Below are 24,990 nucleotides of genomic sequence, written 5' to 3'. Positions count from 1 at the left end.
GATCTCCCGGCCGGGCCCGCGGTGCGTCCTGACTGTGTCGCAGAAGGACGGCCTGAGGGTAGAGGTGGTGGTCAGCCCACGGACGAGTCCGAGCCGACGCGGTCCTTGGGCGCCTGGGCGCGGATCTTCTCCTTCAGGCGCGGCACCACGTTCTTGTAGACGGACGGGTCGATCGGCAGGAGCCACTGGACCGCCTGGGCGCGCTGGCTGATGTTCACGCCGGCCTCGTCCAGGGTCTCGTCGATCTGGTGCATCGAGAACGGGATGACGTTGGTGCCGCGGGCGTGCTTGCCGCCCGTGCGCTGCTCCATCCAGGCCACGCGCTCGGCGACGTGCTTGCGGCGCTCCTCGATTGACGGCAGCTCGACGACGCCGGCCAGGTACGCGGCGATCCAGATCGCGCCGGCTTCGGCGGACAGCGGCGAGAACAGCGACGAGTTGTAGCCCGCGAAGGTCAGGTTCGGCACGCCGTCGGGCAGGATCTGGCGGTAGAGCTTGTAGTTGCCGTCCTCGTCCAGCAGGCGGGCGGACACGGCGTCGTCCAGGAACGGCACGCGCTGGTGGAAGCCGGTGCCGCAGACGACGAGGTCGGCGGGGATCCGGGCGCCGTCGCTGAGGACCGCGACCGGGCGGTCGCCGTCGGCCTCGAAGCGCTGGATCTCGGTGTCGCGGTGCACCTTGATGGCGCCGCTCGCGACCTGCTCGTAGAACCCGTCCGTGGACAGCGACACGGTGCTGTTGGCGATGTCGGCGAACTCGCCCCGGGGCACGAGCCCGAGCTTCTTGAGCTTGAACTGCCAGGTCGCGACCGACCCGATGCTCGACAGCATGCTCGCGCGCACCTTGTCGCCGGGGCCGTGCAGGAACCGCTCCATGCCGTTGTCCAGCTCCTGGTACTTGAACAGGGCCTCGCCGAGGCGGGACAGCAGCAGGTACTTCATGTTCAGGGAGTTGGCGATGCGCTTGGGCATCTTCCACAGCAGACGCCGGGCGACGACGGTGGTGGACTCGGCGACCACGCCGATCTCGGCGGCGACGTCGCACGCCGACTTGCCGTAGCCGACCACCACGACGTTCTTGCCGCGGGCGTCCTCCAGGTTGTTGAGCTGGCTGGAGGCCACGAGCTTGCCGCCCGCGCGGACCAGGTCCGCGTAGCCCTCGTACTGCGGGAAGACCGGGTCGGAGAAGATCCCGTTGGCGACCACGAGGTGGTCGAACCGCTCGGGCGACGAGACGGGGGCGCCGATGCGGCGCGCCGTCACCATCCAGCCGTCCTCCGCGTCGGTGAGCTCGGCGCGCACGACCTCGGTCGCGAGGCGCAGGTAGGGGCGCAGCTCGAACTTCGCGACGTACCGCTCCAGGTAGGCCTGGACCTGCTCGCCGGTGGGCCACTCGGGGTAGTCGCGGGGCATCGGCAGGTCCGAGAAAGCGTACGAATCCTTGTTGTTCTGCGTCCGGAGGCCGGAGTACCGACGGGTCGCGCTCCACACCCCGCCGACGTCCGGCGCCTTTTCGAAGACGGTGACCTCGTGGTCGAACTCGCGGAGGGTTTTCGCGGTGGCGAGACCTGCGAACCCGGCACCGACGACGGCGATCTTCAAGGGACCCCTGCTCTCAGTAGATTTGCGGCATTTTGCTCGAATGGTAGCGGGACCCGCTCGTGCGCGATAGGGGGCGGATCCTGGTGAATGGCCAGGTCGGCAGCATCTTCGGCGCAGGCGTCCACAGGTCACCGCTCGGATGTCAGTGGTTCAAGCCATGATTGTGTCCGTGAGCGAGACGACAGGCATCCCGGGACCGGCCGACGCAGGCGACGAGGCGGCGGCGCAGCGCCGATGGGCGGAGCTGGTCGCCCAGATCGAGGAGGATCGCAGGGCCTACTTCGAGGACGACGCGCCCGTGTCGTCCGACGCCGAGTACGACGTGCGCATGCGCGAGCTGCAGGCCCTCGAGGCCGCGCACCCCGCGCTGGTGACGCCGGAGTCGCCCACGCAGAGCGTCGGCGGCGCCGCGACGGCGGGGTTCGCCACCGTCGAGCACATCGAGCGCATGCTGTCGCTCGACAACGCCTTCAGCACGGAGGAGCTCGGGGTCTGGGCCGACAAGGTGCACCGCGACCTCGGCACCGACACCCCCGGTCTGCTGTGCGAGGTCAAGATCGACGGTCTGGCCATCTCCCTGGTGTACGAGAAGGGGCGGCTGGTCCGCGGCGTCACCCGCGGTGACGGCCGCGCGGGCGAGGACGTCACGGCGAACGTGCGCACCATCGCGTCGATCCCGCAGCAGCTCGCCGGCGACCCCGCCGACCACCCCGACCTCATCGAGGTGCGCGGCGAGGTCTTCATGGCCACCGCCGACTTCGCGGTGCTCAACGAGAAGCTGGTCGCGGCGGGCCTGGACCCGTACGCCAACCCGCGCAACACCGCCGCCGGCTCGCTGCGCCAGAAGGACCCGTCGGTCACCGCGAGCCGCAACCTGCGCATGTACGCGCACGGGGTGGGCGCCCTCCAGTGGCAGGCCGGCGAGCACACCGAGCTGGAGCGGCAGTCCGACGCGTACACGCTGTTCGACCGGTGGGGCATCGCAGTGTCCCCGCACAACCGCGTGATCCCCGGCCTGGACGGCGCGCTCGAGATGATCGAGTACTTCCGCGAGCACCGGCACGACATCGAGCACGAGCTCGACGGCATCGTGCTCAAGGTCGACGCCCTGGAGCAGCAGCGCAAGCTGGGCTCGACCAGCCGCGCGCCCCGCTGGGCGATCGCCTTCAAGTACCCGCCGGAGGAGGTCAACACCCGGCTGCTCGCCATCCAGGTCGGCGTGGGCCGCACCGGCCGGGCCACCCCGTACGCCGTGATGGAGCCGGTCAAGGTCGCCGGCTCCACGGTGCGCCAGGCCACGCTGCACAACCAGGACGTGGTGAAGGCCAAGGGCGTGCGCATCGGCGACGTCGTGGTGCTGCGCAAGGCGGGCGACGTCATCCCCGAGATCCTCGGGCCGGTGACGGCGCTGGCGAACGACGGCTACCCGCGCGAGGACTTCGTCATGCCGGCGAACTGCCCCGAGTGCGGCACGCCCCTGCGCCCCATGAAGGAGGCCGACGTCGACCTGCGCTGCCCGAACGCGGAGTCCTGCCCCGCGCAGGTGCGCGGGCGGGTCGAGCACATCGGGTCGCGCGGCGGCCTCGACATCGAGGCCCTCGGCGAGGTGACCGCCGCGGCGCTCACCCACCCCGACATGCCCGAGACGCCGCCGCTGGTCACCGAGGCCGAGCTGTTCTCGCTCACGCTCGACCAGCTCCTGCCCATCGAGGCCGTGGTGCGGGACTCCGAGACGGGCCTGCCCAAGATGGACGACGACGGCGTGGTGCGCCGCCGTGCCCCGTTCCGCCGCAAGCTGTCGTACGGCAAGACGCAGCGGGCCGCCGCCGAGGAGGCGGGTGAGACCCTGCCGGAGTGGGCGCCGTCGGCCAACGCGACCAAGCTCCTGGACGAGCTCGAGCGCGCCAAGACCAAGGACCTGTGGCGCATGCTCGTCTCGCTGAACATCCGGCACGTCGGGCCGGTCGCGGCCCGGGCGCTCGCGGGCTGGTTCGGCTCGGTGGACGCGATCGAGGCGGCGTCGGAGGAGGAGCTCGCGGCTGTCGAGGGCGTGGGACCCGTGATCGCCGCCGAGATCAAGGCCTGGCTCGCGGTGGAGTGGCACCAGGGGATCCTCGCGGCCTGGCGCGCGGCCGGCGTGCGGCTCGAGACGCCGGGGCACCCGGGGCCGGCGGCGATGGCCGAGGCCGACACGGAGCCCACCGGCCCGCTGGCGGGCCTCACGGTCGTGGTGACCGGCTCGCTGGTGGACTTCACGCGCGACGGCGCCAAGGAGGCCATCATCGCCGCGGGCGGCAAGGCCTCCGGGTCGGTCTCCAAGAAGACCGACTACGTGGTGCTGGGGGAGAACGCCGGCACCAAGGCGGCCAAGGCCGAGGCCCTGGAGATCCCGACCCTGGACGAGGACGGGTTCAAGGCGCTGCTGGAGGGCGGCCCGGGGGCGCTGTAGGTCGGTGGTCTCCTGACCTCCACACCGGCCGGGTCGACGGCGCCCCGGCCGGCGCGGAGGTGCCTGTGCGCATACCCGAAAGAAGGCGATATCCCGGTAACGCTGAACACCTGACAACTTTTGCTTGACGCCCGACAGAAGTCCTCGTAGGTTCTAGCCGCAAGGTCAACGCCGACCGAGGAGAGCTCATGCGTCAACGTGGAACCAGAACCCGCACGAGACAGGCCGCCGCAGCCGCGGCGGCCGTGGCACTGACAGCGGTAACGCTCGCGGGGACGGTCCCCGCCGCGACGGCGGCGGTCGACGACCTCCCGCCCCAGGAGCCGGGCGTCACGCTGCGGACCTACGACCTGGCCCGCGACCTCAGCGAGCTGTGCACGCTCCGCTCGGGCCAGACGCCGAACGTCGACCAGCTCAAGCCCACCATCGACTACTCGACCGAGGCCGACTTCGGGATGGGCGAGCGCTTCATCGCGCACGCGCTGGCCAACCTGAACGTGCCGGCCGACGGCAACTACGAGTTCCGCCTCACGAGCGACGACGGCTCGCGCCTGGTGATCGACGACGCCGTCGTGATCGACCACGACGGCCTGCACGGGGAGTCCTCGAAGGAGGGCACCGTCGCGCTCACCACCGGGTACCACGACCTGCGCGTGGAGTACTTCGACAACACGAACGACAACATCCTGAAGCTGGAGTGGCGCACGCCGGGCACCAGCGACTTCGTCGTCGTGCCGTCCAGCGTGCTGAGCACCGAGGCCGACGTCGTGCGCGTGACGGCCCCCGGCACGAAGTACTGCGAGGGCCAGGGCGACACCGCGGGTGACGGCATGCGCCTCGACTCCGTGTACCCGGGCTACACCCTGACCGACCTGCGCCCCGACGGCTTCGAGCCCATGGTCTCGGGCCTCGACTGGACCGACGACGACCGCCTCGCCGTGGTCACGGCCGGCTCGGTGAGCCCCGGCGGCTGGGTCGAGGACCCGGAGCCCGGCGAGGTCTTCCTGCTCGACAACGTCACCGGCGCGACCTCGAAGGACCAGGTCACGTACGAGAAGGTCGCCACCGACCTGTTCAACCCGATGGGCGTGGCCGTGATCGGGGAGTCGATCTACGTCTCGGAGCGGGACAAGCTCACCGAGCTCACCGACCCGGACGGCGACGGCTTCTACGACGACCACCGCACCGTGGCCGAGTGGCCGTTCGGCGGCAACTTCCACGAGTTCGCCTTCGGCCTGCTGTACGACGACGAGAGCTTCTACGTGAACCTCTCCGTGGCCATCAACAACGGCGGCGCCACCACGGACCCGCAGCCCGCCCAGAACCGCGGCACAGCGATCAAGGTGGACCGCGAGACCGGCGAGGTCGAGTTCGTCGCGGGCGGCCTGCGCACGCCGAACGGCATGGTCAAGGGCCCGGACGGCGAGCTGTTCGTCATGGACAACCAGGGCGCCTGGCTGCCCAGCTCCAAGCTGGTGCACATCGAGCAGGGCAAGTTCTTCAACCACTTCACCAACCCGTCCGGCCCGTACGACGCCCAGCCCGTCTCCGCCCCGGCGCTGTGGGTGCCGCAGAACGAGATCGGCAACTCGCCGAGCTCCCCGGTGCAGCTCACCGAGGGCCCGTACGCGGGTCAGCTCGTGTTCGGCGACGTCACCTACGGCGGGCTGCAGCGCGGCTTCCTGGAGAAGGTCGACGGCGAGTACCAGGGCGCGGTCTTCCGGCACTCGGCGGGTCTGGAGGCGGGCGTCAACCGCACCGTCGTCGGGCCCGACGGCGCCCTGTACGTGGGCGGCATCGGCGAGGGCGGCAACTGGAGCGAGCCGGGCAAGCTGCGCTACGGCCTGCAGAAGCTCACGCCGAACGGCGAGGACGCCTTCGACATGACCGAGATGCGGGTCACGAAGAAGGGCTTCGAGATCGAGTACACGCAGCCGCTGTCGGCCGAGACGGTGGCCAAGATCGCGGAGAACCCGAACGCGGCGTTCCGCATGGACCACTGGCGCTACGTGCCCACGCGCGCCTACGGCGGGCCGAAGGTCGACGAGCAGCAGCTGTTCGTCTCGGGCGCCACGGTGTCCCGGGACCGCAAGAAGGTCACGCTCACCGTGGACGGGCGCCAGCCCGGTTACGTGGTGCACCTGCGCAGCCCGCGCCCGTTCGCGGACGCGGAAGGTCGGGAGCTGTGGAACACGGAGGCCTGGTACACGCTCAACGCGATCCCGGGCTACAAGGCGCCTGCGGGGTTCCAGGAAGCGGAGGAGGCGACGCTCCGCGGCAGCGCGAACGTGGCCAACGAGCACAACGGCTACTCCGGCTCCGGGTTCGCGGCCGGCTTCGGCCAGGTCGGCGCGTCCGCGACCTTCACCACCACCGTCAAGCGCGCGGGCGCCCAGCCCGTGAGCCTGCGCTACTCGAACGGCCCCAACCCGTTCCAGGGCACCAAGAAGGTGTCGGTGCTGGTCAACGGCCAGGAGGTCGAGCCGTGGGCGCTGGAGTCCACGGGAGACTGGAAGACCTGGGCGACGGCGACCCGGTCGCTCGACCTGCGCAAGGGGGTCAACACCATCACCCTGCGGTACGACGAGGACGATGACGGCAACGTCAACCTCGACCTCCTCAAGGTCGGTGGCGGGGCCGCCGACATCTGCGAGCCGAAGCGGTACGAGCGTGGCTACACCGCGCTGTTCGACGGCACGCTGGCCTCGCTGGACGGCTGGAACATGGCCGGCCCGGGCTCGTTCGGCCGTCAGGCCGACTGCACGATCCGCGGGAGCGGTGGCATGGGTCTGCTCTGGCACTCCACGGAGCTGCACGAGTACAGCCTGAAGCTCGACTGGAAGCTCAAGAAGGACGACAACGGCGGCGTCTTCGTCGGCTTCCCGGACCCGGGCAACGACCCGTGGATCGCCGTCAACCAGGGGTACGAGATCCAGATCGACGCCACCGACGAGCCGGACCGCACCACGGGTGCGATCTACACCTTCCAGGGCGCGGACCCGGAGGTCGTGGAGCGGGCGCTGAAGCCGGTCGGGTCCTGGAACTCCTACGAGATCCGGGTGGAGGGGCAGACGATCAAGGTCTTCCTCAACGGTGAGCTGGTGAACGACTTCGTCAGCACCGACCCCGCGCGCGACCTCGCCCAGGGCTTCATCGGCCTGCAGAACCACGGTCAGGGCGAGGCGGTGAGCTACCGCGACGTCCGGGTCAAGGACCTGAGCTAGCCCCACAGACGTCAGACGCTCAGGTCCCTGGAGGGGCCTGAGCGTCTGACACGTTGCGGGGGAGTGGGGTCACGCCACCAGGCGGTCCACGGCCTCCGACGACAGAGCCTGGTCCACGGCCATGGCGCTCGCGCCGAGCACGCCCGCCTGCGTGCCGGTGCGGGCCGTGACGATCCGCAGGTGCTGCGTCGCCAGGGGCAGGGACCGCTGGTAGACGACCTCACGGATGCCGGCCACGATGTGCTCGCCGGCGTCGGCCAGGATGCCGCCGATCACGATCATCGACGGGTTGAGCAGGCTGACGCTGGTGGCGAGCACCGCGCCGATGTCCCGGCCCGCCTGGCGCACGGCCTGGCTCGCGGCCACGTCGCCCGCCCGGACCAGGGCGACGACGTCGGCGGGCGTGACCGCGCCCTCCAGGCGGCTCGCCACGGCCTGCCCGCTCGCGATGGCCTCCAGGCAGCCGACGTTGCCGCAGCGGCACACGATGTCGGTGACCCCGGGCACGGCGACGTGCCCGATGTCGCCCGCGGAGCCCTGCGCGCCGCGCCGCAGCGCGCCGTCGGCGATGATGCCGGCGCCGATGCCGGTGGCGACCTTGACGAACAGCAGGTCGGCCACGTCGGGCCAGGCCGCGCGGTGCTCGCCCAGTGCCATGATGTTCACGTCGTTGTCCACGAGCACGGGCGCGTGGAACCGGGCACCGAGGATCGCCGGCACGTCCGCGTTGTCCCAGCCCGGCATGATCGGCGGGTTGTTCGGCTTGCCGGTCGCGTGCTCCACGGGGCCCGGCAGGCCCACGCCGACGCCGGCGAGCTCGCCGGTGGTGCGGCCCGCCTCGCGCAGCAGCTCGGCGCCCGTCTCGGCCACGCGGTCGAGCACGAGGTCCGGCCCGTCCGTGATGAGCAGCGGCAGGTCGCGCTGCGCCAGGATCGTCGAGGCGAGGTCGGTCAGGGCGAGCCGCGCGTGCGTCGCGCCGAGGTCCACCCCCAGCACCACCCGGGCGGACGGGGCGAACGCGAAGGTCGCGGGCGGGCGTCCGCCGGTCGACGTCGCCTCGCCCGCGGGCGCGATGAGACCCGCCGTCATCAGCAGGTCGATGCGCGCCGCGACGGTCGACCGCGCCTGCCCCGTGACGGCCGCCAGATCCGCCCGGGTGCGGGGCCGCCCGTCGCGCAGGAGCTGGAACATGTCCCCGGCTCCAGACACCTTGGGTACCTGCTGGAATACTTCCCGTGCCACTTCCACCATGTGCCTAGTCAATCATGGCGGGCGAAGTCTCGACTTTTGCTTGACCGTCGCCAAAAGTCCAACTACGTTCGATACATGGTCGACGCGGACCCCCAACCGACAGAGCAGCCGGCGCAGCAGCCCCTGCTGCGGATGCGCGGCATCGTGAAGGAATTCCCTGGCGCGCGTGCGCTCGACGGCGTGGACCTCGAGGTCCGTCCCGGCGAGGTGCACTGCCTGCTGGGCCAGAACGGGGCGGGCAAGTCCACCCTGATCAAGACGCTGGCCGGAGCCCACCAGCCCACGGCGGGCGAGATCCTGATCGACGAGGAGCCGGTCGTCATCGCGAACCCCGTCGCCGCCCTGCGGCTCGGCATCGCGACGATCTACCAGGAGCTCGACGTCGTGGACGGCCTGACCGTCGCCGAGAACATCTACCTCGGGCACGAGCTCGCGACGGGCGGCGTCACGCGCCGGTCCGAGGCGGCCCGCAACACCCGGAAGATCCTCGACCGGCTGGGCCACAAGGAGATCTCCCCGCACCGTGACGTGGGCTCGCTGCCCGCCGCGGGCAAGCAGATCGTGCAGCTCGCCCGGGCGCTGTCCCGCGACGCGCGCGTGGTCATCATGGACGAGCCGTCCGCCGTGCTGGACTCCGAGGAGGTCGGCAACCTCCACCGCATCGTGCGCGAGCTCACCGCCGACGGCGTGGCCGTCGTCTACATCTCGCACCGGCTGGAGGAGATCCGCCAGCTCGGCGACCGGATCACCGTGCTCAAGGACGGCCGGACGGTCGCGGAGAGCCTGGTCGTGGCGGACACCCCGACCAAGGAGCTGATCCAGCTCATGACCGGCCGGTCGGTCGAGTACGCGTTCCCCGACCGTCCCGGCGTCGCCGAGGACGCGGACCCGGTGCTGGAGGTCGAGGGCCTCGGGCTCGGCGACGTCTTCGCCGACGTGTCCCTCACGGTGCGCGCCGGCGAGATCGTCGGCCTCGCGGGCCTGGTCGGCTCGGGTCGCTCCGAGATCCTGGAGACGATCTACGGCGCCCGGCGGGCGACTTCCGGCAGTGTGCGCGTGGGCGGCAAGCGCCTGCGCACCGGGGCGGTGGACGCCGCCGTGACCGCGGGCATCGGCCTGTGCCCCGAGGAGCGCAAGAGCCAGGGCCTGCTCCTGGACGAGCCCGTCTACCGCAACATCACCCTGTCGACCTTCTCGCGCATGGCGCGCGGCGGGCTGCTCGACGAGGGCGCCGAGCGCACTGCGGCGCGCGAGCAGGTCGAGGCCCTCGACCTGCGGCCCGCCGGGGTGGAGCGGAGCGCCCGCACGCTGTCCGGCGGCAACCAGCAGAAGGCGTTGCTGGCGCGCTGGCTCGTGCACGGCTGCCGCGTCCTCCTGCTCGACGAGCCCACCCGGGGCGTCGACGTCGGCGCGCGCTCCGAGATCTACAACCTGATCCGCCGCCTGGCCGACGACGGCGCCGCCGTGATCGTCGTGTCCAGCGAGATCCCGGAGGTGCTCGGCCTCGCCGACCGCGTGCTGGTCATCTCCGACGGCAAGGCGGTCCACGAGGGTCCCGCCCGCGAAATCGACGAGCACGCCGTGCTCGACCTGGTCATGGAAGGAAGTGTGGCGTGAGCGCACGATCGGGCCTCACCGGCCCAGCCCTGCGGATGGGTGGGCTCGTGCTCGCCCTCGTCCTGCTCGTCGTCGTGGGTGTGGTGACCGGCGGTGAGCGGTTCTGGAGCTTCGGCAACCTCACCACCATCCTCAGCCTCGCGGCGGTGTGGGGTGTGGTGGCCATCGGTATGACGTTCGTCATCACGTCTGGCGGCATCGACCTCTCGGTCGGCTCCGTGCTCGGCCTGGCGTCGATCTGGGCCTCGACGCTGGCGACCCAGTACGCGGCCGAGGACTACGGCTGGTGGGTCATCGCGGTCACCGCGATGGCCGTCGGGCTCGCCGCAGGACTCATCAACGGCGCGCTGATCGCGTACGGCAAGGTCCCGGCGTTCATCGCGACGCTGGCCATGCTGGCCGCGGCCCGCGGACTCGCCGAGATCATCGCCGGCCGGCAGACCCAGGTGGTCGAGGTGGACGCGTTCTTCGACGTCTTCCAGGCCAAGCCCCTGGGCCTGCCGGTGATCGTGTGGATCTTCGTCGTGGTCGCCGCTGCCGGCTGGTTCCTGCTCAACCGGACCACGTTCGGGCGACGCACCGTCGCGGTGGGTGGCAACGCCGAGGCGTCGCGCCTGGCGGGCATCAAGATCAAGCGCCACACCCTGTACCTGTACGGCCTCTCCGGCCTGGCGGCGGGCATCGGCGGCGTGATGATCCTGGCCCGCACCACCGCCGGGTCCTCCACGAACGGGACGCTCTACGAGCTGGACGCCATCGCCGCGGTCGTCGTCGGCGGCACGCTGCTGGCCGGCGGTCGCGGCACCGTCACCGGCACCGTCCTGGGCGTCCTCATCTTCTCGACGCTCACCAACGTCTTCGTCCTCAACAACATCGACAGCTCGGTCCAGGCGATCGCCAAGGGCGCGATCATCGTGGGCGCCGTGCTGCTGCAGCAGTGGTTCGCCTCGCGCGAGCGCGTCTCGACGACCTAGCGCCGTCCACCTACCTCCACAAGCCAACCCAGCATTTCCACCCCGGATCAAGGGAGATCACGATGACCTCGTCCATTGTTCGCACACGCCGGGTCTCCGGCGTCGTCGTCGCCGCGGCCTGCGCGGCGCTCGTCGTCGCCGGCTGCACCAGCAACGAGCCTCGCGAGAGCGAGGAGACCGCCACCGGTCCCGTCACGGTGACCGAGAACGACGAGCCCGGCGACCAGGTCGTCATCGGCTTCTCCGCCCCCGCCGCCGACCACGGCTGGATGGGTGCCATCACCAGCGCCGCCAAGGCCGAGGCGGAGAAGTACGAGGACGTCGACCTCCAGGTCGCCGAGGGCACCAACGACGTCAACGTGCAGATCAGCCAGATCGAGGGCTTCATCGACCAGGGCGTCGACGCGATCGTGCTGCTGCCGTTCGACGGCGCCGCCCTGACCGACGTGGCCCTGGACGCCATGGAGGCGGGCATCCCGGTCATCAACGTGGACCGCGAGTTCAGCAGCCCGTTCGCCGCCCGCGCCACGGTGCTCGGCGACAACTACGGCATGGGCGTCAGCGCCGGCACCTACATCTGCGAGCAGCTCGGGGACAACCCCGACGCCGTCGTCGCCGAGATCGCCGGCATCGACTCGCTGCCCCTGACCCAGGACCGCAGCAAGGGCTTCAAGGACGCCCTCGACGACTGCGGGCTCGACGTCGACGCGCGCGTCGCGGCCGAGTTCACCGTCGAGTCCGGCGAGGAGCAGACGGCCAACCTGCTGTCCGCCGAGCCGAAGATCGACGCCATCTGGAACCACGACGACGACCAGGGCATCGGCGTCCTGGCCGCCATCGAGAACGCGGGCCGCGACGAGTTCTTCCTGGTCGGCGGAGCCGGCTCCAACAACATGATGGAAAAGATCCAGGACCCGGAGAGCGTCGTCAAGGCGACGGTCATCTACCCGTCCACCCAGGCCGCCGACGGCGTCAAGTTCGCCCGCCTGATCGCCCAGAACAAGACGGTCAGCGACCTCGCCTCGATCGGCGTCCCCCGCACCGTGCAGCTCTACGCGCCCGTCGTCACGGCGGACAACGTCGAGGAGTACCTGCCCATCGGCTTCGACTCCTGACGCTGTGACTCATCGGGACGACGCCCGCTCGGGCGTGCAACACGGCGGGGAGACCACAGTGGGGGGAGGCGCGGTATGAGTACAGGAACGAGCGAGCTCGGCGTCGGCATGGTCGGCTACGCGTTCATGGGTGCGGCGCACTCGCAGGCCTGGCGCACGGCGCCGCGGTTCTTCGACCTGCCCATCGTGCCGCGCATGCGCGCGGTCGCGGGGCGGGACGGGGCCGCGGTCCGTGCGGCGGCCGACCGGCTGGGCTGGGACGACGCCGTCGTCGGGTGGCAGGACCTGCTGACCCGGGACGACGTCGGGCTGGTCGACGTCTGCACGCCGGGCGACACCCACGTCGAGATCGCGGTCGCCGCCCTGGAGGCGGGCAAGCACGTCCTGTGCGAGAAGCCGCTGGCGAACACCGTGGCCGAGGCGGAGGCGATGACTGCCGCCGCCGAGGCCGCGGCCGAGCACGGCGTGCGCGCGATGGTGGGGTTCACCTACCGTCGCGTGCCCGCCGTGGCGCTGGCCCGGCAGCTCGTGCAGGAGGGCCGGATCGGCGAGGTGCGGCACGTGCGCGCGCAGTACCTCCAGGACTGGCTGGCGGACCCGCAGGCGCCGATGTCGTGGCGCCTGGACAAGCAGAAGGCGGGCTCGGGCGCCCTGGGTGACATCGGCGCCCACGTGGTGGACCTGGCGCAGTTCGTCACGGGCGAGTCGCTCACCGGGGTGAGCGGCCTGCTCGAGACGTTCGTCCACGAGCGCCCGGAGGCGGTGTCGTCCTCGGGCCTGTCGGCAGTGGCCGACGCCGGCCGCACGGGCCAGGTCACGGTGGACGACGCCGCGGTGTTCCTGGGGCGGCTGTCGGGCGGCGGGCTGGCGACCTTCGAGGCGACGCGCTTCGCCTGGGGCCGCAAGAACGCGATCCGCCTGGAGGTCAACGGGTCGAAGGGCTCCCTGGCCTTCGACTTCGAGGACATGAACCTGCTGCACTACTACGACGCGACGGACGAGTCGGCGATCGCGGGCTTCCGCCGCATCGTCGTCACCGAGCCGGAGCACCCGTACGTCGCCGCGTGGTGGCCGCCGGGGCACGGTCTCGGGTACGAGCACGCGTTCACGCACCAGGTCGTGGACCTGATGGGTGACCTGGCCGCCGGGCGGCAGCCGACGCCGTCGTTCGCCGACGGCCTGCGCGTCCAGCGGGTGCTGGACGCCGTCGAGCGCAGTGCCGCCGGCGGAGGGGGGTGGGTCCCGCTGGTCTGACCGGTGGGATCGGACCGCGCCGCGGACCGGCTCGAGCGGGTGGCTCGGGCCGGTCCCCGCACGAGGCCTGTGCACGAGCACTACCGCAAGGCACTAGTACTGACCCGACTCAATGAGGAGCTCCAGGTGAGAAACGTGCTACGAACCCGCCGCGTGCTGCGGTCGGTGGTCGCGGCAGCAGCCGTGACCGCGCTCGGCGTCCCCGCCCTGGTGGCCGCCGCCGCGCCCTCGGTCGCATCCCCGAGCGTGCCGGCCGAGGCCGCCGCCGGGACGTCGGCCGTCGTGACAGCGGCAGATGCGGCCGCGGCAGAACCGTTCGACGCCCTGGTGTTCTCCAGGACGGCCGGCTTCCGGCACGGCTCGATCCCCGCGGGGATCGAGGCGATCACCCAGCTCGGCGCGGCGAACGACTTCACGGTCACCGCCACCGAGGACGCGAGCGTCTTCTCCGACGAGGGGCTGGCCGACTACGAGGTCGTGGTCTTCCTGTCCACCACCGGCGACGTCCTGGACGAGGAGCAGCAGGCCGCGTTCGAGCGCTACATCCAGGGCGGTGGCGGCTACGCCGGCATCCACGCGGCGTCCGACACGGAGTACGACTGGCCGTGGTACGGCGACCTGGTGGGTGCCTACTTCAACTCCCACCCGGCCAACCAGGACGCCACCGTCAAGGTCGAGGACCAGGCCCACGCCTCCACGGCCCACCTGCCGCAGCGGTGGGAGCGGCACGACGAGTGGTACAACTTCCGCACCAACCCGCGCGACCAGGTGCACGTCCTCGCCTCCCTGGACGAGACCACGTACGACGCCGGGACGGGTGCGATGGGGGCCGAGCACCCGACCGCCTGGTGCCAGGTCTACGACGGCGGCAGGTCCTGGTACACCGGCGGCGGCCACACCGACGCCTCGTACGCCGAACCCGAGTTCCTCGAGCACCTGCTGGGCGGGCTGCAGACCGCGGCCGGGGTCGTCGACTCCGACTGCGCCGCGACCCAGAGCGCCAGCTACGAGATGGTGCCCCTCGACGAGGACACCGCCAACCCGATGATGCTGGACGTGGCCGACGACGGCACCGTCTTCTACGTCGAGCGGGACGGGCGGGTCCAGCTGATCGACCCGGAGTCGAACACCACCAGCACCGCGATGACGCTGCCGGTCACGCAGTCCAACGAGGACGGCCTCACCGGCGTCGTCCTGGACCCGGACTTCGCGACCAACGGGTGGGTCTACCTGTTCTGGTCGCCGGAGGACGTCGGTGACGACGGACCGCACAACCGCGTCTCCCGCTTCGACTACGACGCCGGCTCCGGCACGATCGACCAGGCGTCCGAGGAGACCGTCCTGATCATCCCGACGCAGCGCCAGACGTGCTGCCACGCGGGCGGTGACATGGCCTTCGACGGCGACGGCAACCTGTACGTGGCCACCGGCGACAACACGAACCCGTTCGAGTCGCAGGGGTACGCACCGCTGGACGAGCGGTCGGGGCGGGCGAACTTCGACTCCCAGCGCACGTCGGCCAACAGCAACGACCTGCGCGGCAAGGTCCTGCGGATCACGCCCCAGGACGACGGCTCGTACACGATCCCCGACGGCAACCTGTTCGCGCCGGGCACCGAGGACACGCTGCCCGAGATCTACGCGATGGGCTTCCGCAACCCGTTCCGGATCGGCGTCGACCCGGCGACCGACAACGTGCTCGTGGCCGACTACGGCCCCGACGCCGGCGCGGCGAACGCGGACCGCGGCCCGGCCGGGACCGTCGAGTGGAACGTGGTGAGCGAGCCGGGGTTCTACGGCTGGCCGTACTGCACGGGCGCCAACAACGCCTACCGCGCCTACGACTTCGCCACGGGCCAGTCGGGTGCGGCGTACGACTGCGCCGGCGGCGCCGTGAACGACTCGCCGAACAACACCGGCATCACGCAGCTGCCGCCCGCGGTGGAGGCCGAGGTCTGGTACGGCTACGGGACCAACCCGCTGTTCCCCGAGATCGGGGGCGGTGGTGCGCCGATGGGCGGCGCCGTCTACGACTACGACCCGGAGCTGGAGTCCGACACCAAGTGGCCGGCCTACTGGGACGGCAAGGCGCTGTTCGGCGAGTGGAACCAGGGCCGGATGTACTCGTTCCAGCTCGCGGGGGAGCAGCGGGACGACCTCGTGGACATCAACCGGGTCCTGCCCGGGGTCTTCGACCCGAGCGTCGGGTTCGACCGGCCGATGGACTTCGACTTCGGCCCCGACGGTGCGCTGTACGTCGTGGACTGGGGCTCCGGCTTCGGCGGCAACAACGACACCTCGGGCGTGTACCGGGTCGACTACGTGGAAGGCGACCCGGCACCCATCGCCCGGGCGTCCGCCGACGTGACCGACGGCCTGGCGCCGCTGACCGTGCAGTTCTCCTCGGAGGGCACCCGGCACCCCGCCGGGGAGCCGCTCACCCTGCAGTGGACCTTCGGCGACGGCTCGGCGCCGAGCACCGAGGCCAACCCGACCCACACCTACACCGAGAACGGCCGCTACACCGCCCAGCTCGTCGCCACCGACCCGGCCGGGCAGACTGGCGTGGCGAACGTGACGATCGTGGTGGGCAACATCGCTCCCGAGGTGTCGATCACGTTCCCGGAGAACGGCGGGTTCTTCGAGTGGGGCGACCAGGTGCGCTACGAGATCGCGGTCGACGACCCCGACGGCGAGGTGAGCTGTGACGACGTCACGCTGTTCACGTCGCTCGGCCACGACTCCCACGCCCACCCGTTCGAGGAGCTGACCGGCTGCTCGGGTGTCATCCAGACCGCCCGGGACGAGGGCCACGGCATCGAGTCGAACATCTTCTGGGTGATCGAGGGCTTCTACACGGACGATGGCGGCGCCGCCGGCGCACCCCTGACGGCGACCGACCTGCAGGTGCTGCAGCCCAAGCTGGTCCAGTCGGAGTTCTTCACCGGCACGGGCCGCGTGGACGGCATCGGTGACGGCGCCGGCGACCCCGGCGTCCAGATCGAGCAGACGGGCGACTCCGCCGGCGGCGGCCAGAACATCGGCTTCATCGAGCCCGGCGACTACTGGGCGCACGAGCCGGTGAGCCTGGCCCAGGTCGACTCGATCTCCCTGCGCGCCGCCTCGGAAGGTGGTGGCGGCGAGGTGTCGCTGCGCTGGGACGCCCCGGACGGTCCGGAGATCGGCCGGATCACGGTCCCCGGCACCGGCGGCTGGCAGCAGTACGTCGACGTCGGGACCGAGCTGCACGACGTGCCCTCGGGCTCGGGCTCGCTGCACTTCGTCCTGCTTTCGGGAGGCATCAACGCCAACTGGATGGAGATCGAGGGCCGCGGTGTCACCGACAACCAGCGGCCGGAGGTCGAGCTCACGGTCGACCCGGTCGCGGGCGACGCCCCGCTCACGGTGACGGCGTCCGCCACGGCCACGGACCCCGACGGGACCGGGGACCTGACCTACGCCTGGGACGCCGGTCTCGGCGACGGGTTCGTCGACGGCACGACGGCGTTCGAGCACACCTACGAGGAGCCGGGGACCTACCGGCTCCAGGTGCGCGTCACCGACGAGGGCGGCGCCTACGCCGTCGAGTACGTCATGGTGGAGGTCACCGGGACCGTCACGGAGCCCGCGCTGTGCCTGTCGGGGCGGTCGGACGACTTCCTCGGCGACGAGATCGACCCGGACCGCTGGACCGTGCTGGACCGCAACCAGGACCTGCGGGTCGCCGACGGGGTGCTCACCGTCCCGGCGGCCGTCACGGACTTCTACGGGACGGGCAACTCCACCGTGCCGAACCTCGTGCTGCAGGACCTGCCGGACGGCCCGTTCACCGCGACGGCCAAGGTGACCGTCCCGGCCTACGCGCAGTACCAGCAGGCCGGACTGCTGATCTACGGCGACGCGGACAACTACGCCAAGATGGTGATCGAGGGGCGCTCGGCACCCGCCGACCCGGCCACGCGCATCTTCCAGTACATCCGTGAGGAGGCCGGCGTGCCGAACGAGGTCGGTGACTCCAACACCGCCGCCCTCGGACAGGCGTACCCGGACACGGTGTACGTGCGCCTGTCCAGCAGCGACGGCGAGGACCTGACGGCGGCGTACTCGGACGACGGCGTGGACTTCACGGCCATGCCGCAGACCAAGTCGCTGTCGGGCATCGACGACCCGCAGATCGGGCTCTTCGCGCTCGCGGGCACCGGTTCGGCGGCGGAGGTCGTCGACGCGCAGTTCGACTGGTTCCACATCACCCCGGACGACACGGCCGAGGCCCCCGGGCCGGGGGACGAGTTCGACGGGGACGCGCTGGACGCCTGCCGCTGGGACGTCGTCCGCGACGACCCGACGGGTTACCGCGTGAGCGGTGGCGCGCTGGAGATCGACACGACCCCCACGGACATCTACACCGGCTCCAACACCGGCACGCCGAACATCGTCGTGCAGGACCTGCCGGAGGACGACTGGACGGTCGAGACGCTGGTCGACGGCTCGGACTTCGACCAGCAGTACCAGCAGGGCGGTCTCATCGTCTACGGCGACGACGACAACTACGTCAAGCTCGACCTCGTGACCGACAACGCGGTGGGCAGCCCCGTCGCGCAGCGCCTGGAGCTGCGCAGCGAGGTCGACGCGGTGGTGCAGGACCCGCAGCCGAACGTGAACGGTCTCACCTCCGGCACGTGGCACCTGCGGCTCTCGAAGGAAGGTTCGACCTTCACTGGCGCCTACAGCGCCGACGGTGAGGAGTGGACCGCGTTCGACGAGTCCGTGACCCACGACGGGCTGCAGGACGCCCGGGTGGGCCTGTACGCGCTCGGCGCTTCCCAACAGTCGGTCGCCACGGCGTCGTTCGACCACTTCCGGGTGGTCGGCGCCGCCGAGCCGCTCGCGGTGAGCGGCACCGTGTCACCGGCCGAGCCGGACGGCCCGGACGGGCAGTGGCTCGGACCGGTCACGGTCACCGTGGAGGCCACGGGCGGTCCGGCCGGAGCCACCGTGTACCGGGAGGTCAACGTCGACGACGGCGGCTGGACTGAGTACACGGCGCCGGTGGAGGTCTCGGCCTCCGGCGCCCATACCGTCCAGGTGCGGGCGACGGCGGACGGCGACACGGTCGTCGGCGAGACGCTTCGGTTCACGATCGCCGCGCCCGCGGCCGAGGAGGCGACGCCGGCGGTCGAGATCGTCCAGCCGACGTGCTCCTACGACCGGTCGGGCAACGAGGTCGTCGCCGGCGGCGCGCTGGTCACCGCCGAGGTGGAGGGTGTCCGGTCCTACGTCGTGCGGGAGTGGGTCGACGGCGGGGCCGGTGACGTCGTGACCGACCTGGGCGACCTCGCCCCGGGCAGGTACCGGGTCGCGGCCCGGCCCGCCGACGGGTACGTCCTCGTCGCGGAGGGGAACTGGAGGCTCAACCCCGGCGGGCTCGCCGTGCTCTTCGTGACGCTCGACGAGCCGGAGTGCCCCGACCCGAACACGCCGGACGTCGTGGTGAAGGCGGCGACGTGCGACGCGGGTGGGTCGATCGATCCGGTCGAGCTTCCCGGGGTGCGCAGCTACGTTGTGCACAACTGGGTCGACGGCAAGGCGGACGGCAAGCCGCGTGACCTGGCGAACCTCCCGGCCGGTGACTACCGCGTCATCGCCTCGCCGGAACCTCGGACCAAGCTGACCGTGGCCGGGGACTGGCAGCTCAGCCCCTCCGGCAAGGCATTCGTCGTCGTGACGGTCGAGGACGGGTGCACGACGAACCAGGGGGCCGTGTGAGGACGTTCCTGCGCCTCGGTACGGCGCTGGCGCTGGGGGTCGGGCTCGTCGTCGGGCCCCTCGCCGCGGCGCCGGCGTCGGCCCACGGCGGGAAGATCGACATCGAGCTCGGCACGGACGGCGCCGGCGGCATCTCCGCCGCACTCGTCTGGGCCGGCGACCAGCACCCGGTCGAGGAGTCGGCCGTGGTGGAGGTCCGGGCGGTCTCCGACGCCGGTGACGAGGCGGGCCCGATCACCCTGGTCTCGGCGTCGGAGGGCGTCGGCTGGTACCGCTCGGAACCCGCGGTGCTCGACGAGGGGCACTGGACGGTGACCGCCCGGGTCAAGGAGCCGGCCAAGGCGAAGGTCGAGACCGAGGTCGACGTGGTGGCACCGCCCGCCGCCGAGGAGGCGGAGCCCGAGCAGACGGAGCCAGAGCCGGAGGGGTCCGGATCCGGGTCGAGCAGCTCGCAGCCCGACGAGAACACCGCCGGGGCGGACGGGGCAGGCACGGCAGCACGCGCGGACGACGTCTCGACGGCGTCGAGCGGCCTGCCGGGCTGGGCCGGCTGGGTGCTGGGCGCGCTCGTCGTCGCGGGAGCGGCGACGGCCGTGCTCCGGCGCCGGCGCACCCCGTGACCGAAGACCGAAGGGCACGACCGGCGACGCCGGATCGTCACGCACAGGAGGAAACCATGGCACGACCGATCACCCTCTTCACCGGCCAGTGGGCCGACCTGCCGCTCGAGGAGGTGGCACGCCTCGCCTCGGAGTGGGGCTACGACGGGCTGGAGCTCGCCTGCTGGGGCGACCACCTGGACCCGTGGCGGTGGGACGACGACGAGTACGTCGCCGGTCGCCTCGAGCTGCTGGAGCGGCACGGCCTCAAGGTGTGGGCGATCTCGAACCACCTCAAGGGCCAGGCCGTCTGCGACGACCCGATCGACCAGCGCCACCGCGACATCGTGTCCGACCGTGTTTGGGGCGACGGCGACCCCGAGGGCGTGCGGCAGCGCGCCGCGGAGGAGATGAAGAACACCGCGCGGCTGGCCGCGAAGCTCGGCGTCAAGACGGTGATCGGGTTCACCGGCTCCGCCATCTGGAAGTACGTGGCGATGTTCCCGCCGGTCTCCGACGCCGCGATCGAGGCCGGCTACCAGGACTTCGCCGACCGCTGGAACCCCATCCTCGACGTGTTCGACGAGGTGGGAGTCAAGTTCGCCCACGAGGTGCACCCCAGCGAGATCGCCTACGACTACTGGACCACCGTCCGCACGCTCGAGGCGATCGGCCACCGCGAGGCGTTCGGCCTCAACTGGGACCCCAGCCACATGGTGTGGCAGGACCTGGACCCGGTCAGCTTCCTCTGGGACTTCAAGGACCGGATTTACCACGTGGACTGCAAGGACACGAAGAAGCGCATGACGAACGGCCGCAACGGCCGCCTGTCGTCGCACCTGCCGTGGGCCGACCCGCGCCGCGGCTGGGACTTCGTCTCCACCGGGCACGGCGACGTCCCCTGGGAGGACGCGTTCCGGATGCTCAACACGATCGGCTACGACGGCCCGATCTCCGTGGAGTGGGAGGACGCCGGCATGGACCGCCTCGTCGGCGCCCCCGAGGCGCTCCAGTTCGTGCGCTCGCGCGCGTACGACGCGCCCGACGCGGCGTTCGACGCCGCGTTCTCGACGCGCTGACGCCGTCGACGCGCTGACGTCCTCGACCCGCTGACGTCCTCGACCCGCTGACAACCGCTGACAGGGAGGTACGACCAGGAACGACGAGCACGACCCGGCGTCGCCGTACGGCGCCGGGGGCAGCAAGGACCGGGTCCCGGACGAATGGGATGCGCACGAGACCCGGCCGGCGTGACCAACTCGACGAGGAGCTGCATCACGAATGAAGAGTATCGAGACACGCGCCCACGCGCGCCCAAAGAGAACGCTCGCGGCGCTCGCGGCCGCGGCGCTGGTCGGCACGGCGCTCGCGGCCTCGCCGACGGCGTTCGCGCACGACGGCCACGACACCACCGGCACCGCTGACGCGGCGGCCGCCGCCGACACCGACTGGGGCAACTACGAGAAGATCCTGCTCACCAAGGACGTCGGTGAGCCCATCGACATGGCGGTGCTGCCCGACCAGCGGGTGCTCCACACGGCCCGCAACGGAGACGTCCGGCTGACCGACCCGGCCACGGGCGTCACGCGCGTCGTCAACACCCTGGACGTGTACGCGAACTCGGAGGACGGCCTGCAGGGCATCGCCCTGGCGCCCGACTTCGCGGAGAGCAACCAGGTCTACCTCGTGTACGCGCCGCGCGACGCGGACGGCGACGGCGCGGCAGACACCCCGGCGGGCAACGCGCCCAACACGCTGCCGGCGGGCGAGGACGCGAGCTACTGGGACCAGTGGGTGGGCGTGAACCGCCTGGCCAGGTACACGTGGACGGGCGACGCGCTCGACCTCGACTCGGAGCAGGCGATCCTCGACATCGAGGTGCAGCGCGGCCAGTGCTGCCATGTCGGCGCCGACATCGACTTCGACGGCGAGGGCAACCTCTACCTGTCGACCGGCGACAACACCCCGGCCGGGACGCCGGGCGCCAACGGCTACGCCCCGAACAACGACGCCCCGAACATGAACCCGGGCTTCGACTCGCGGCGCGGGGCGGGCAACACGAACGACCTGCGGGGCAAGATCCTGCGGATCGACGTGAAGGACGAGATCCCAGCCGGCACCGCGCCGGGCGAGGGCAGCACCTACGACGTCCCCGCGGGCAACCTCTTCGCCCCCGGCACGGCGAACACCCGTCCGGAGATCTTCGTGATGGGCGTGCGCAACCCGTTCCGCATCGAGGTGGACCCGGAGACCAACTCCCTGACCTGGGGCGACTACGGGCCCGACGCCGGCGCCGCGAACGCGGACCGTGGGCCGATGGGCTACGTGGAGTGGAACGCCGTGGGCCTCGACGACCCGCACAACTCCGGCTGGCCGTACTGCCACGGACCGAACGCGGCGTACAACGAGTGGAACTTCGAGACGGCCACGCCGCGCGAGTTCTTCGACTGCGCCGCGCCCGTCAACAACTCCCGCTGGAACACGGGCCTGACCGACCTGCCCCCGTCGCGGGCGGCCACCCTCTACTACGGCGACGCGGCGGGCCAGCAGCCCCGGGACGAGCTCGTGAGCTTTGGCTCGGGCAGCGGCCAGGCGCCGATGGGCGGCCCGGTCTACCACTACGACGCCGACAGCACGGCGCCCGGGAAGTTCCCCGAGTACTGGGACGGCAAGGCGTTCTTCGGCGAGTTCTCCCAGGACTACTACGCCGCGTTCAGCGTGGACTGGTCCACGTTCGAGGTCGGCGAGATCGAGGACTTCTTCCCGAACTCGGCGCTCACCGCCGCGGGCATGCCGATCAACGACAACCCGATCGACCTCGAGTTCGGCCCGGACGGCTCGCTGTACGTCCTGGAGTACGGCGACGGGTTCTTCCGGCAGAACCCGGACTCCGGGCTCTACCGCATCGATCACGCCGAGGGGAACAAGGCGCCGCAGGCGCAGTTCACGACCACGCCGGAGTCGTCCCCGTCCGCGCCCGTCGAGGTCGCCTTCGACGCGTCGGGCTCCAGCGACCCCGACGGCGACGCGCTCACCTACGAGTGGGACGTCGACGGTGACGGCACCTTCGACCTGACCGGCCCCGAGGTCACGCACACCTACACCGAGCTCGGCGTCTACACCGCGCGCCTGCGGGTCACCGACGGCAGCGGCAAGCGCACGCTCACCTCGACGTCGATCAGCGTCGGCAACGAGGCGCCCGAGGTCACCGTCGACTTCCCGGCCGACGGCGGCTTCTTCGACTGGGGCGACGAGGTCGCCTTCCAGGTGACCACGAACGACACCGAGGACGGCACCGAGACCGCCTGCGAGCGGGTCGCCTGGTCGTACGGCCTCGGCCACGACGAGCACGCGCACCCCGAGGTGTCGGGTACCGGCTGCACCGGCGTCTTCCCGACCGACCCCAACTCCCCGGAGCACGGCGCCGGCGCCCACCTGTACGGCGCCGTCGTCATCACCTACACCGACAACGGGGCCAACGGCCTGCCGCCCGCCGCCGGCGAGGCGACGCTGCGCCTGAACCCCAAGCTGCAGCAGGCGGAGCACGCGACCCTCACGGGCGTCGAGGTGGTCCAGGACGAAGCCGCCTCGGCCGGCGCGTACGTGGCCGGCCTGGGCAAGAAGGACTCGCTCGCCCTGGAACGCGTGAGCCTGTCCGGGATCGACAGCGTGACCGCGACGGTGCGCGGCAAGGGGCAGCTCCAGCTCCGCTGGGGCTCGCCCACGGCCAAGCCGTTCGCGACCGCGAAGGTGAACGCGCGCACCTGGAAGGACGTCAGCCTGTCGTTCCGCGACCGCGACCAGACGGGGACGCTCTACGTCACGACGACGGGCGGCACCCTCGACGTGGACGCACTGACGATGGTCGGCGAGGGCGTCGGGACGCCCCCGGCGGCCGCACAGAACTCGGCCGGCCCGTCCGGGGCCGCTCGGACCGAAGGAGAGCAGTGATGGAATCACGCACTGACGTCAACCGCAGGAACTTTCTGAGGCTGGCCGGCGGCACCGTGGCCGTGGGTGCGGCAACGCTGGCCGGTGCCGGTCTCGCGGGCAGCGCCGCCGCGGCGACGCTCGCCCCGGCCGCTCCCGCGGCAGCCGCCGCGGGCAAGGGCGGGGGCCGCGTGCTCGTGCCCGCGGGCCACATCGGCATCCAGCTGTACTCGATCAGGGACAAGGTCTCCTCGCTCGGCTTCCGCACCGTGTTCGAGCGGCTCGCCGACATGGGCTACGCCGAGGTCGAGTTCGCCGGCTACACGCAGGGCCAGGTCGGGGCGATCACGCCCCAGGAGATCCGGCAGCTGCTCGACGACAACGGGCTGAAGGCCGTGGGCTCCCACCGCGGGATCTCCGACTTCGCCAACAACATGGAGCTGGAGCTCGACATCGCCGAGACCCTCGGCATGGAGCACGTGGGCACCGCGCAGGCGCCCACCAGCAACCGCACGGTCGCCGGCTACCTCGCCGCCGCCGAGCAGTTCAACGGCTTCGGCGCGGCGGCGCGTGCCCGCGGCCTGAAGTTCTACCAGCACAACCACGACGGGGAGTTCGGCTTCGCCACCGACAACCCCGACGTGCGGCTCTACGACGTCTTCTACGACAACACCGACCCGAGGAAGGTCTTCCTCGAGATGGACGTCTACTGGGCGTTCGTGGGGCAGCACCGCTACCCGGGCTTCGAGCCGGTGGACTACGTCAAGCGCAACCCGCACCGCTACCCGCTCCTGCACCTCAAGGACGGCGACGCCAACCCGGCCAACACCGGTGGGTACGACATCGTGGAGTTCGGCGCCGGCGACCTGCCGTACACCGAGTTCCTGTCGGCGCTCGCGGGCTCGGGCCAACGGCACGGCATCTGGGAGCAGGACAACGCCGCCTCGGTGGCCGCGCCCGGTTTCCCGGTGGACTCGTTCGGCAACGCCGAGCGGTCGTACGTCGAGATCCGCTCGCTGCGGGCCAGGCGCTGCTGACCCGGCGCACGCGGCAGGGTTCGTCGCGGGGTTCGTAGCAGGGTTCGCTGCGGGGTAAGTGAGGTGTGGGCGGCCCCGGGGGGGGCCCGCCCCCCCAATCTGGGGCCGGGGCTCCCCCGGGGGTACGGGGGTGGGCCGGGAGTTTTAAAAAAAAACCAGCCCCCCAGACCCAA

General features: G+C 71.3%; 13 protein-coding genes. 11 read left to right on the top strand and 2 right to left on the bottom strand.

Annotated elements, in window-relative coordinates:
- Positions 1 to 71: 71 nt before the first annotated feature.
- Entirely contained in the window at positions 72 to 1,601 is a 1,530-nt protein-coding gene (locus ACFWEJ_RS11845) for a flavin-containing monooxygenase (RefSeq protein ID WP_377229402.1), read from the bottom strand.
- Positions 1,602 to 1,758: 157 nt separating this feature from the next.
- Between ACFWEJ_RS11845 and ligA the strand changes: the two genes are divergently transcribed.
- Complete coding sequence (gene ligA, locus ACFWEJ_RS11840) at positions 1,759 to 4,050, top strand: NAD-dependent DNA ligase LigA (protein WP_377229401.1); 2,292 nt, start codon at positions 1,759 to 1,761, stop codon at positions 4,048 to 4,050.
- Positions 4,051 to 4,238: 188 nt separating this feature from the next.
- Positions 4,239 to 7,274, top strand: coding sequence for a family 16 glycoside hydrolase (locus ACFWEJ_RS11835; RefSeq protein WP_377229400.1), 3,036 nt, complete (start codon positions 4,239 to 4,241; stop codon positions 7,272 to 7,274).
- Between the two features lie 69 nt (positions 7,275 to 7,343).
- Here the strand turns inward: ACFWEJ_RS11835 and ACFWEJ_RS11830 are convergent, their stop codons facing one another.
- The gene (locus tag ACFWEJ_RS11830; protein ID WP_377229399.1) at positions 7,344 to 8,465 is read right to left on the bottom strand and encodes an ROK family protein; all 1,122 of its coding nucleotides are present in this window, start codon (positions 8,463 to 8,465) and stop codon (positions 7,344 to 7,346) included.
- 135 nt (positions 8,466 to 8,600) lie between these two features.
- Here ACFWEJ_RS11830 and ACFWEJ_RS11825 point away from each other — a divergent pair, with 135 nt between their 5' ends.
- The 9 genes from ACFWEJ_RS11825 to ACFWEJ_RS11785 all read left to right on the top strand — a co-directional run bounded on the left by ACFWEJ_RS11825 (position 8,601) and on the right by ACFWEJ_RS11785 (position 24,817).
- Positions 8,601 to 10,142, top strand: a complete 1,542-nt coding sequence (locus tag ACFWEJ_RS11825; RefSeq protein WP_377229398.1) for a sugar ABC transporter ATP-binding protein — start codon at positions 8,601 to 8,603, stop codon at positions 10,140 to 10,142.
- A 35-nt stretch (positions 10,143 to 10,177) separates the two neighbouring features.
- Positions 10,178 to 11,116 carry an ABC transporter permease gene (locus ACFWEJ_RS11820; RefSeq protein WP_377229403.1) on the top strand — a complete coding sequence of 313 codons (939 nt, stop codon included), beginning with the start codon at positions 10,178 to 10,180 and terminating at the stop codon, positions 11,114 to 11,116.
- A gap of 62 nt (positions 11,117 to 11,178) precedes the next feature.
- Positions 11,179 to 12,231, top strand: coding sequence for a substrate-binding domain-containing protein (locus ACFWEJ_RS11815; RefSeq protein ID WP_377229397.1), 1,053 nt, complete (start codon positions 11,179 to 11,181; stop codon positions 12,229 to 12,231).
- Between the two features lie 75 nt (positions 12,232 to 12,306).
- A complete protein-coding gene (locus tag ACFWEJ_RS11810) occupies positions 12,307 to 13,485 on the top strand; it encodes a Gfo/Idh/MocA family protein (protein WP_377229396.1) in 1,179 nt (392 codons plus the stop codon).
- Positions 13,486 to 13,620: 135 nt separating this feature from the next.
- Positions 13,621 to 19,251: a ThuA domain-containing protein gene (locus ACFWEJ_RS11805; protein ID WP_377229395.1), complete on the top strand. Its 5,631-nt coding sequence runs from the start codon at positions 13,621 to 13,623 to the stop codon at positions 19,249 to 19,251.
- The gene (locus ACFWEJ_RS11800) at positions 19,248 to 19,871 is read left to right on the top strand and encodes a hypothetical protein (protein WP_377229394.1); all 624 of its coding nucleotides are present in this window, start codon (positions 19,248 to 19,250) and stop codon (positions 19,869 to 19,871) included. The genes ACFWEJ_RS11805 and ACFWEJ_RS11800 overlap by 4 nt, the downstream gene beginning before the upstream one ends.
- Positions 19,872 to 19,927: 56 nt before the next feature.
- Positions 19,928 to 20,929: a sugar phosphate isomerase/epimerase family protein gene (locus ACFWEJ_RS11795; protein ID WP_377229393.1), complete on the top strand. Its 1,002-nt coding sequence runs from the start codon at positions 19,928 to 19,930 to the stop codon at positions 20,927 to 20,929.
- A 202-nt stretch (positions 20,930 to 21,131) separates the two neighbouring features.
- Positions 21,132 to 23,801: a PQQ-dependent sugar dehydrogenase gene (locus ACFWEJ_RS11790; RefSeq protein ID WP_377229392.1), complete on the top strand. Its 2,670-nt coding sequence runs from the start codon at positions 21,132 to 21,134 to the stop codon at positions 23,799 to 23,801.
- Positions 23,801 to 24,817: a sugar phosphate isomerase/epimerase family protein gene (locus ACFWEJ_RS11785; protein ID WP_377229391.1), complete on the top strand. Its 1,017-nt coding sequence runs from the start codon at positions 23,801 to 23,803 to the stop codon at positions 24,815 to 24,817. Before ACFWEJ_RS11790 ends, ACFWEJ_RS11785 begins: the two co-directional genes overlap by 1 nt.
- The last annotated feature ends 173 nt before the right edge of the window (positions 24,818 to 24,990 follow it).

It is taken from the genome of Promicromonospora sp. NPDC060204, from assembly GCF_042728455.1.
GTDB lineage: Bacteria > Actinomycetota > Actinomycetes > Actinomycetales > Cellulomonadaceae > Promicromonospora.
This window is presented reverse-complemented; position numbering and strand designations above follow the sequence as displayed.

Excerpts from the sequence above, each read along its gene's own strand:
- ligA (WP_377229401.1), top strand. The coding sequence starts at position 1,759 with ATGATTGTGTCCGTGAGCGAGACGACAGGCATCCCGGGACCGGCCGAC.
- ACFWEJ_RS11835 (WP_377229400.1), top strand. The coding sequence starts at position 4,239 with ATGCGTCAACGTGGAACCAGAACCCGCACGAGACAGGCCGCCGCAGCC.
- ACFWEJ_RS11830 (WP_377229399.1), bottom strand. The coding sequence starts at position 8,465 with ATGTTCCAGCTCCTGCGCGACGGGCGGCCCCGCACCCGGGCGGATCTG.
- ACFWEJ_RS11825 (WP_377229398.1), top strand. The coding sequence starts at position 8,601 with ATGGTCGACGCGGACCCCCAACCGACAGAGCAGCCGGCGCAGCAGCCC.
- ACFWEJ_RS11820 (WP_377229403.1), top strand. The coding sequence starts at position 10,178 with ATGGGTGGGCTCGTGCTCGCCCTCGTCCTGCTCGTCGTCGTGGGTGTG.
- ACFWEJ_RS11815 (WP_377229397.1), top strand. The coding sequence starts at position 11,179 with ATGACCTCGTCCATTGTTCGCACACGCCGGGTCTCCGGCGTCGTCGTC.
- ACFWEJ_RS11810 (WP_377229396.1), top strand. The coding sequence starts at position 12,307 with ATGAGTACAGGAACGAGCGAGCTCGGCGTCGGCATGGTCGGCTACGCG.
- ACFWEJ_RS11795 (WP_377229393.1), top strand. The coding sequence starts at position 19,928 with ATGGCACGACCGATCACCCTCTTCACCGGCCAGTGGGCCGACCTGCCG.
- ACFWEJ_RS11790 (WP_377229392.1), top strand. The coding sequence starts at position 21,132 with ATGAAGAGTATCGAGACACGCGCCCACGCGCGCCCAAAGAGAACGCTC.
- ACFWEJ_RS11785 (WP_377229391.1), top strand. The coding sequence starts at position 23,801 with ATGGAATCACGCACTGACGTCAACCGCAGGAACTTTCTGAGGCTGGCC.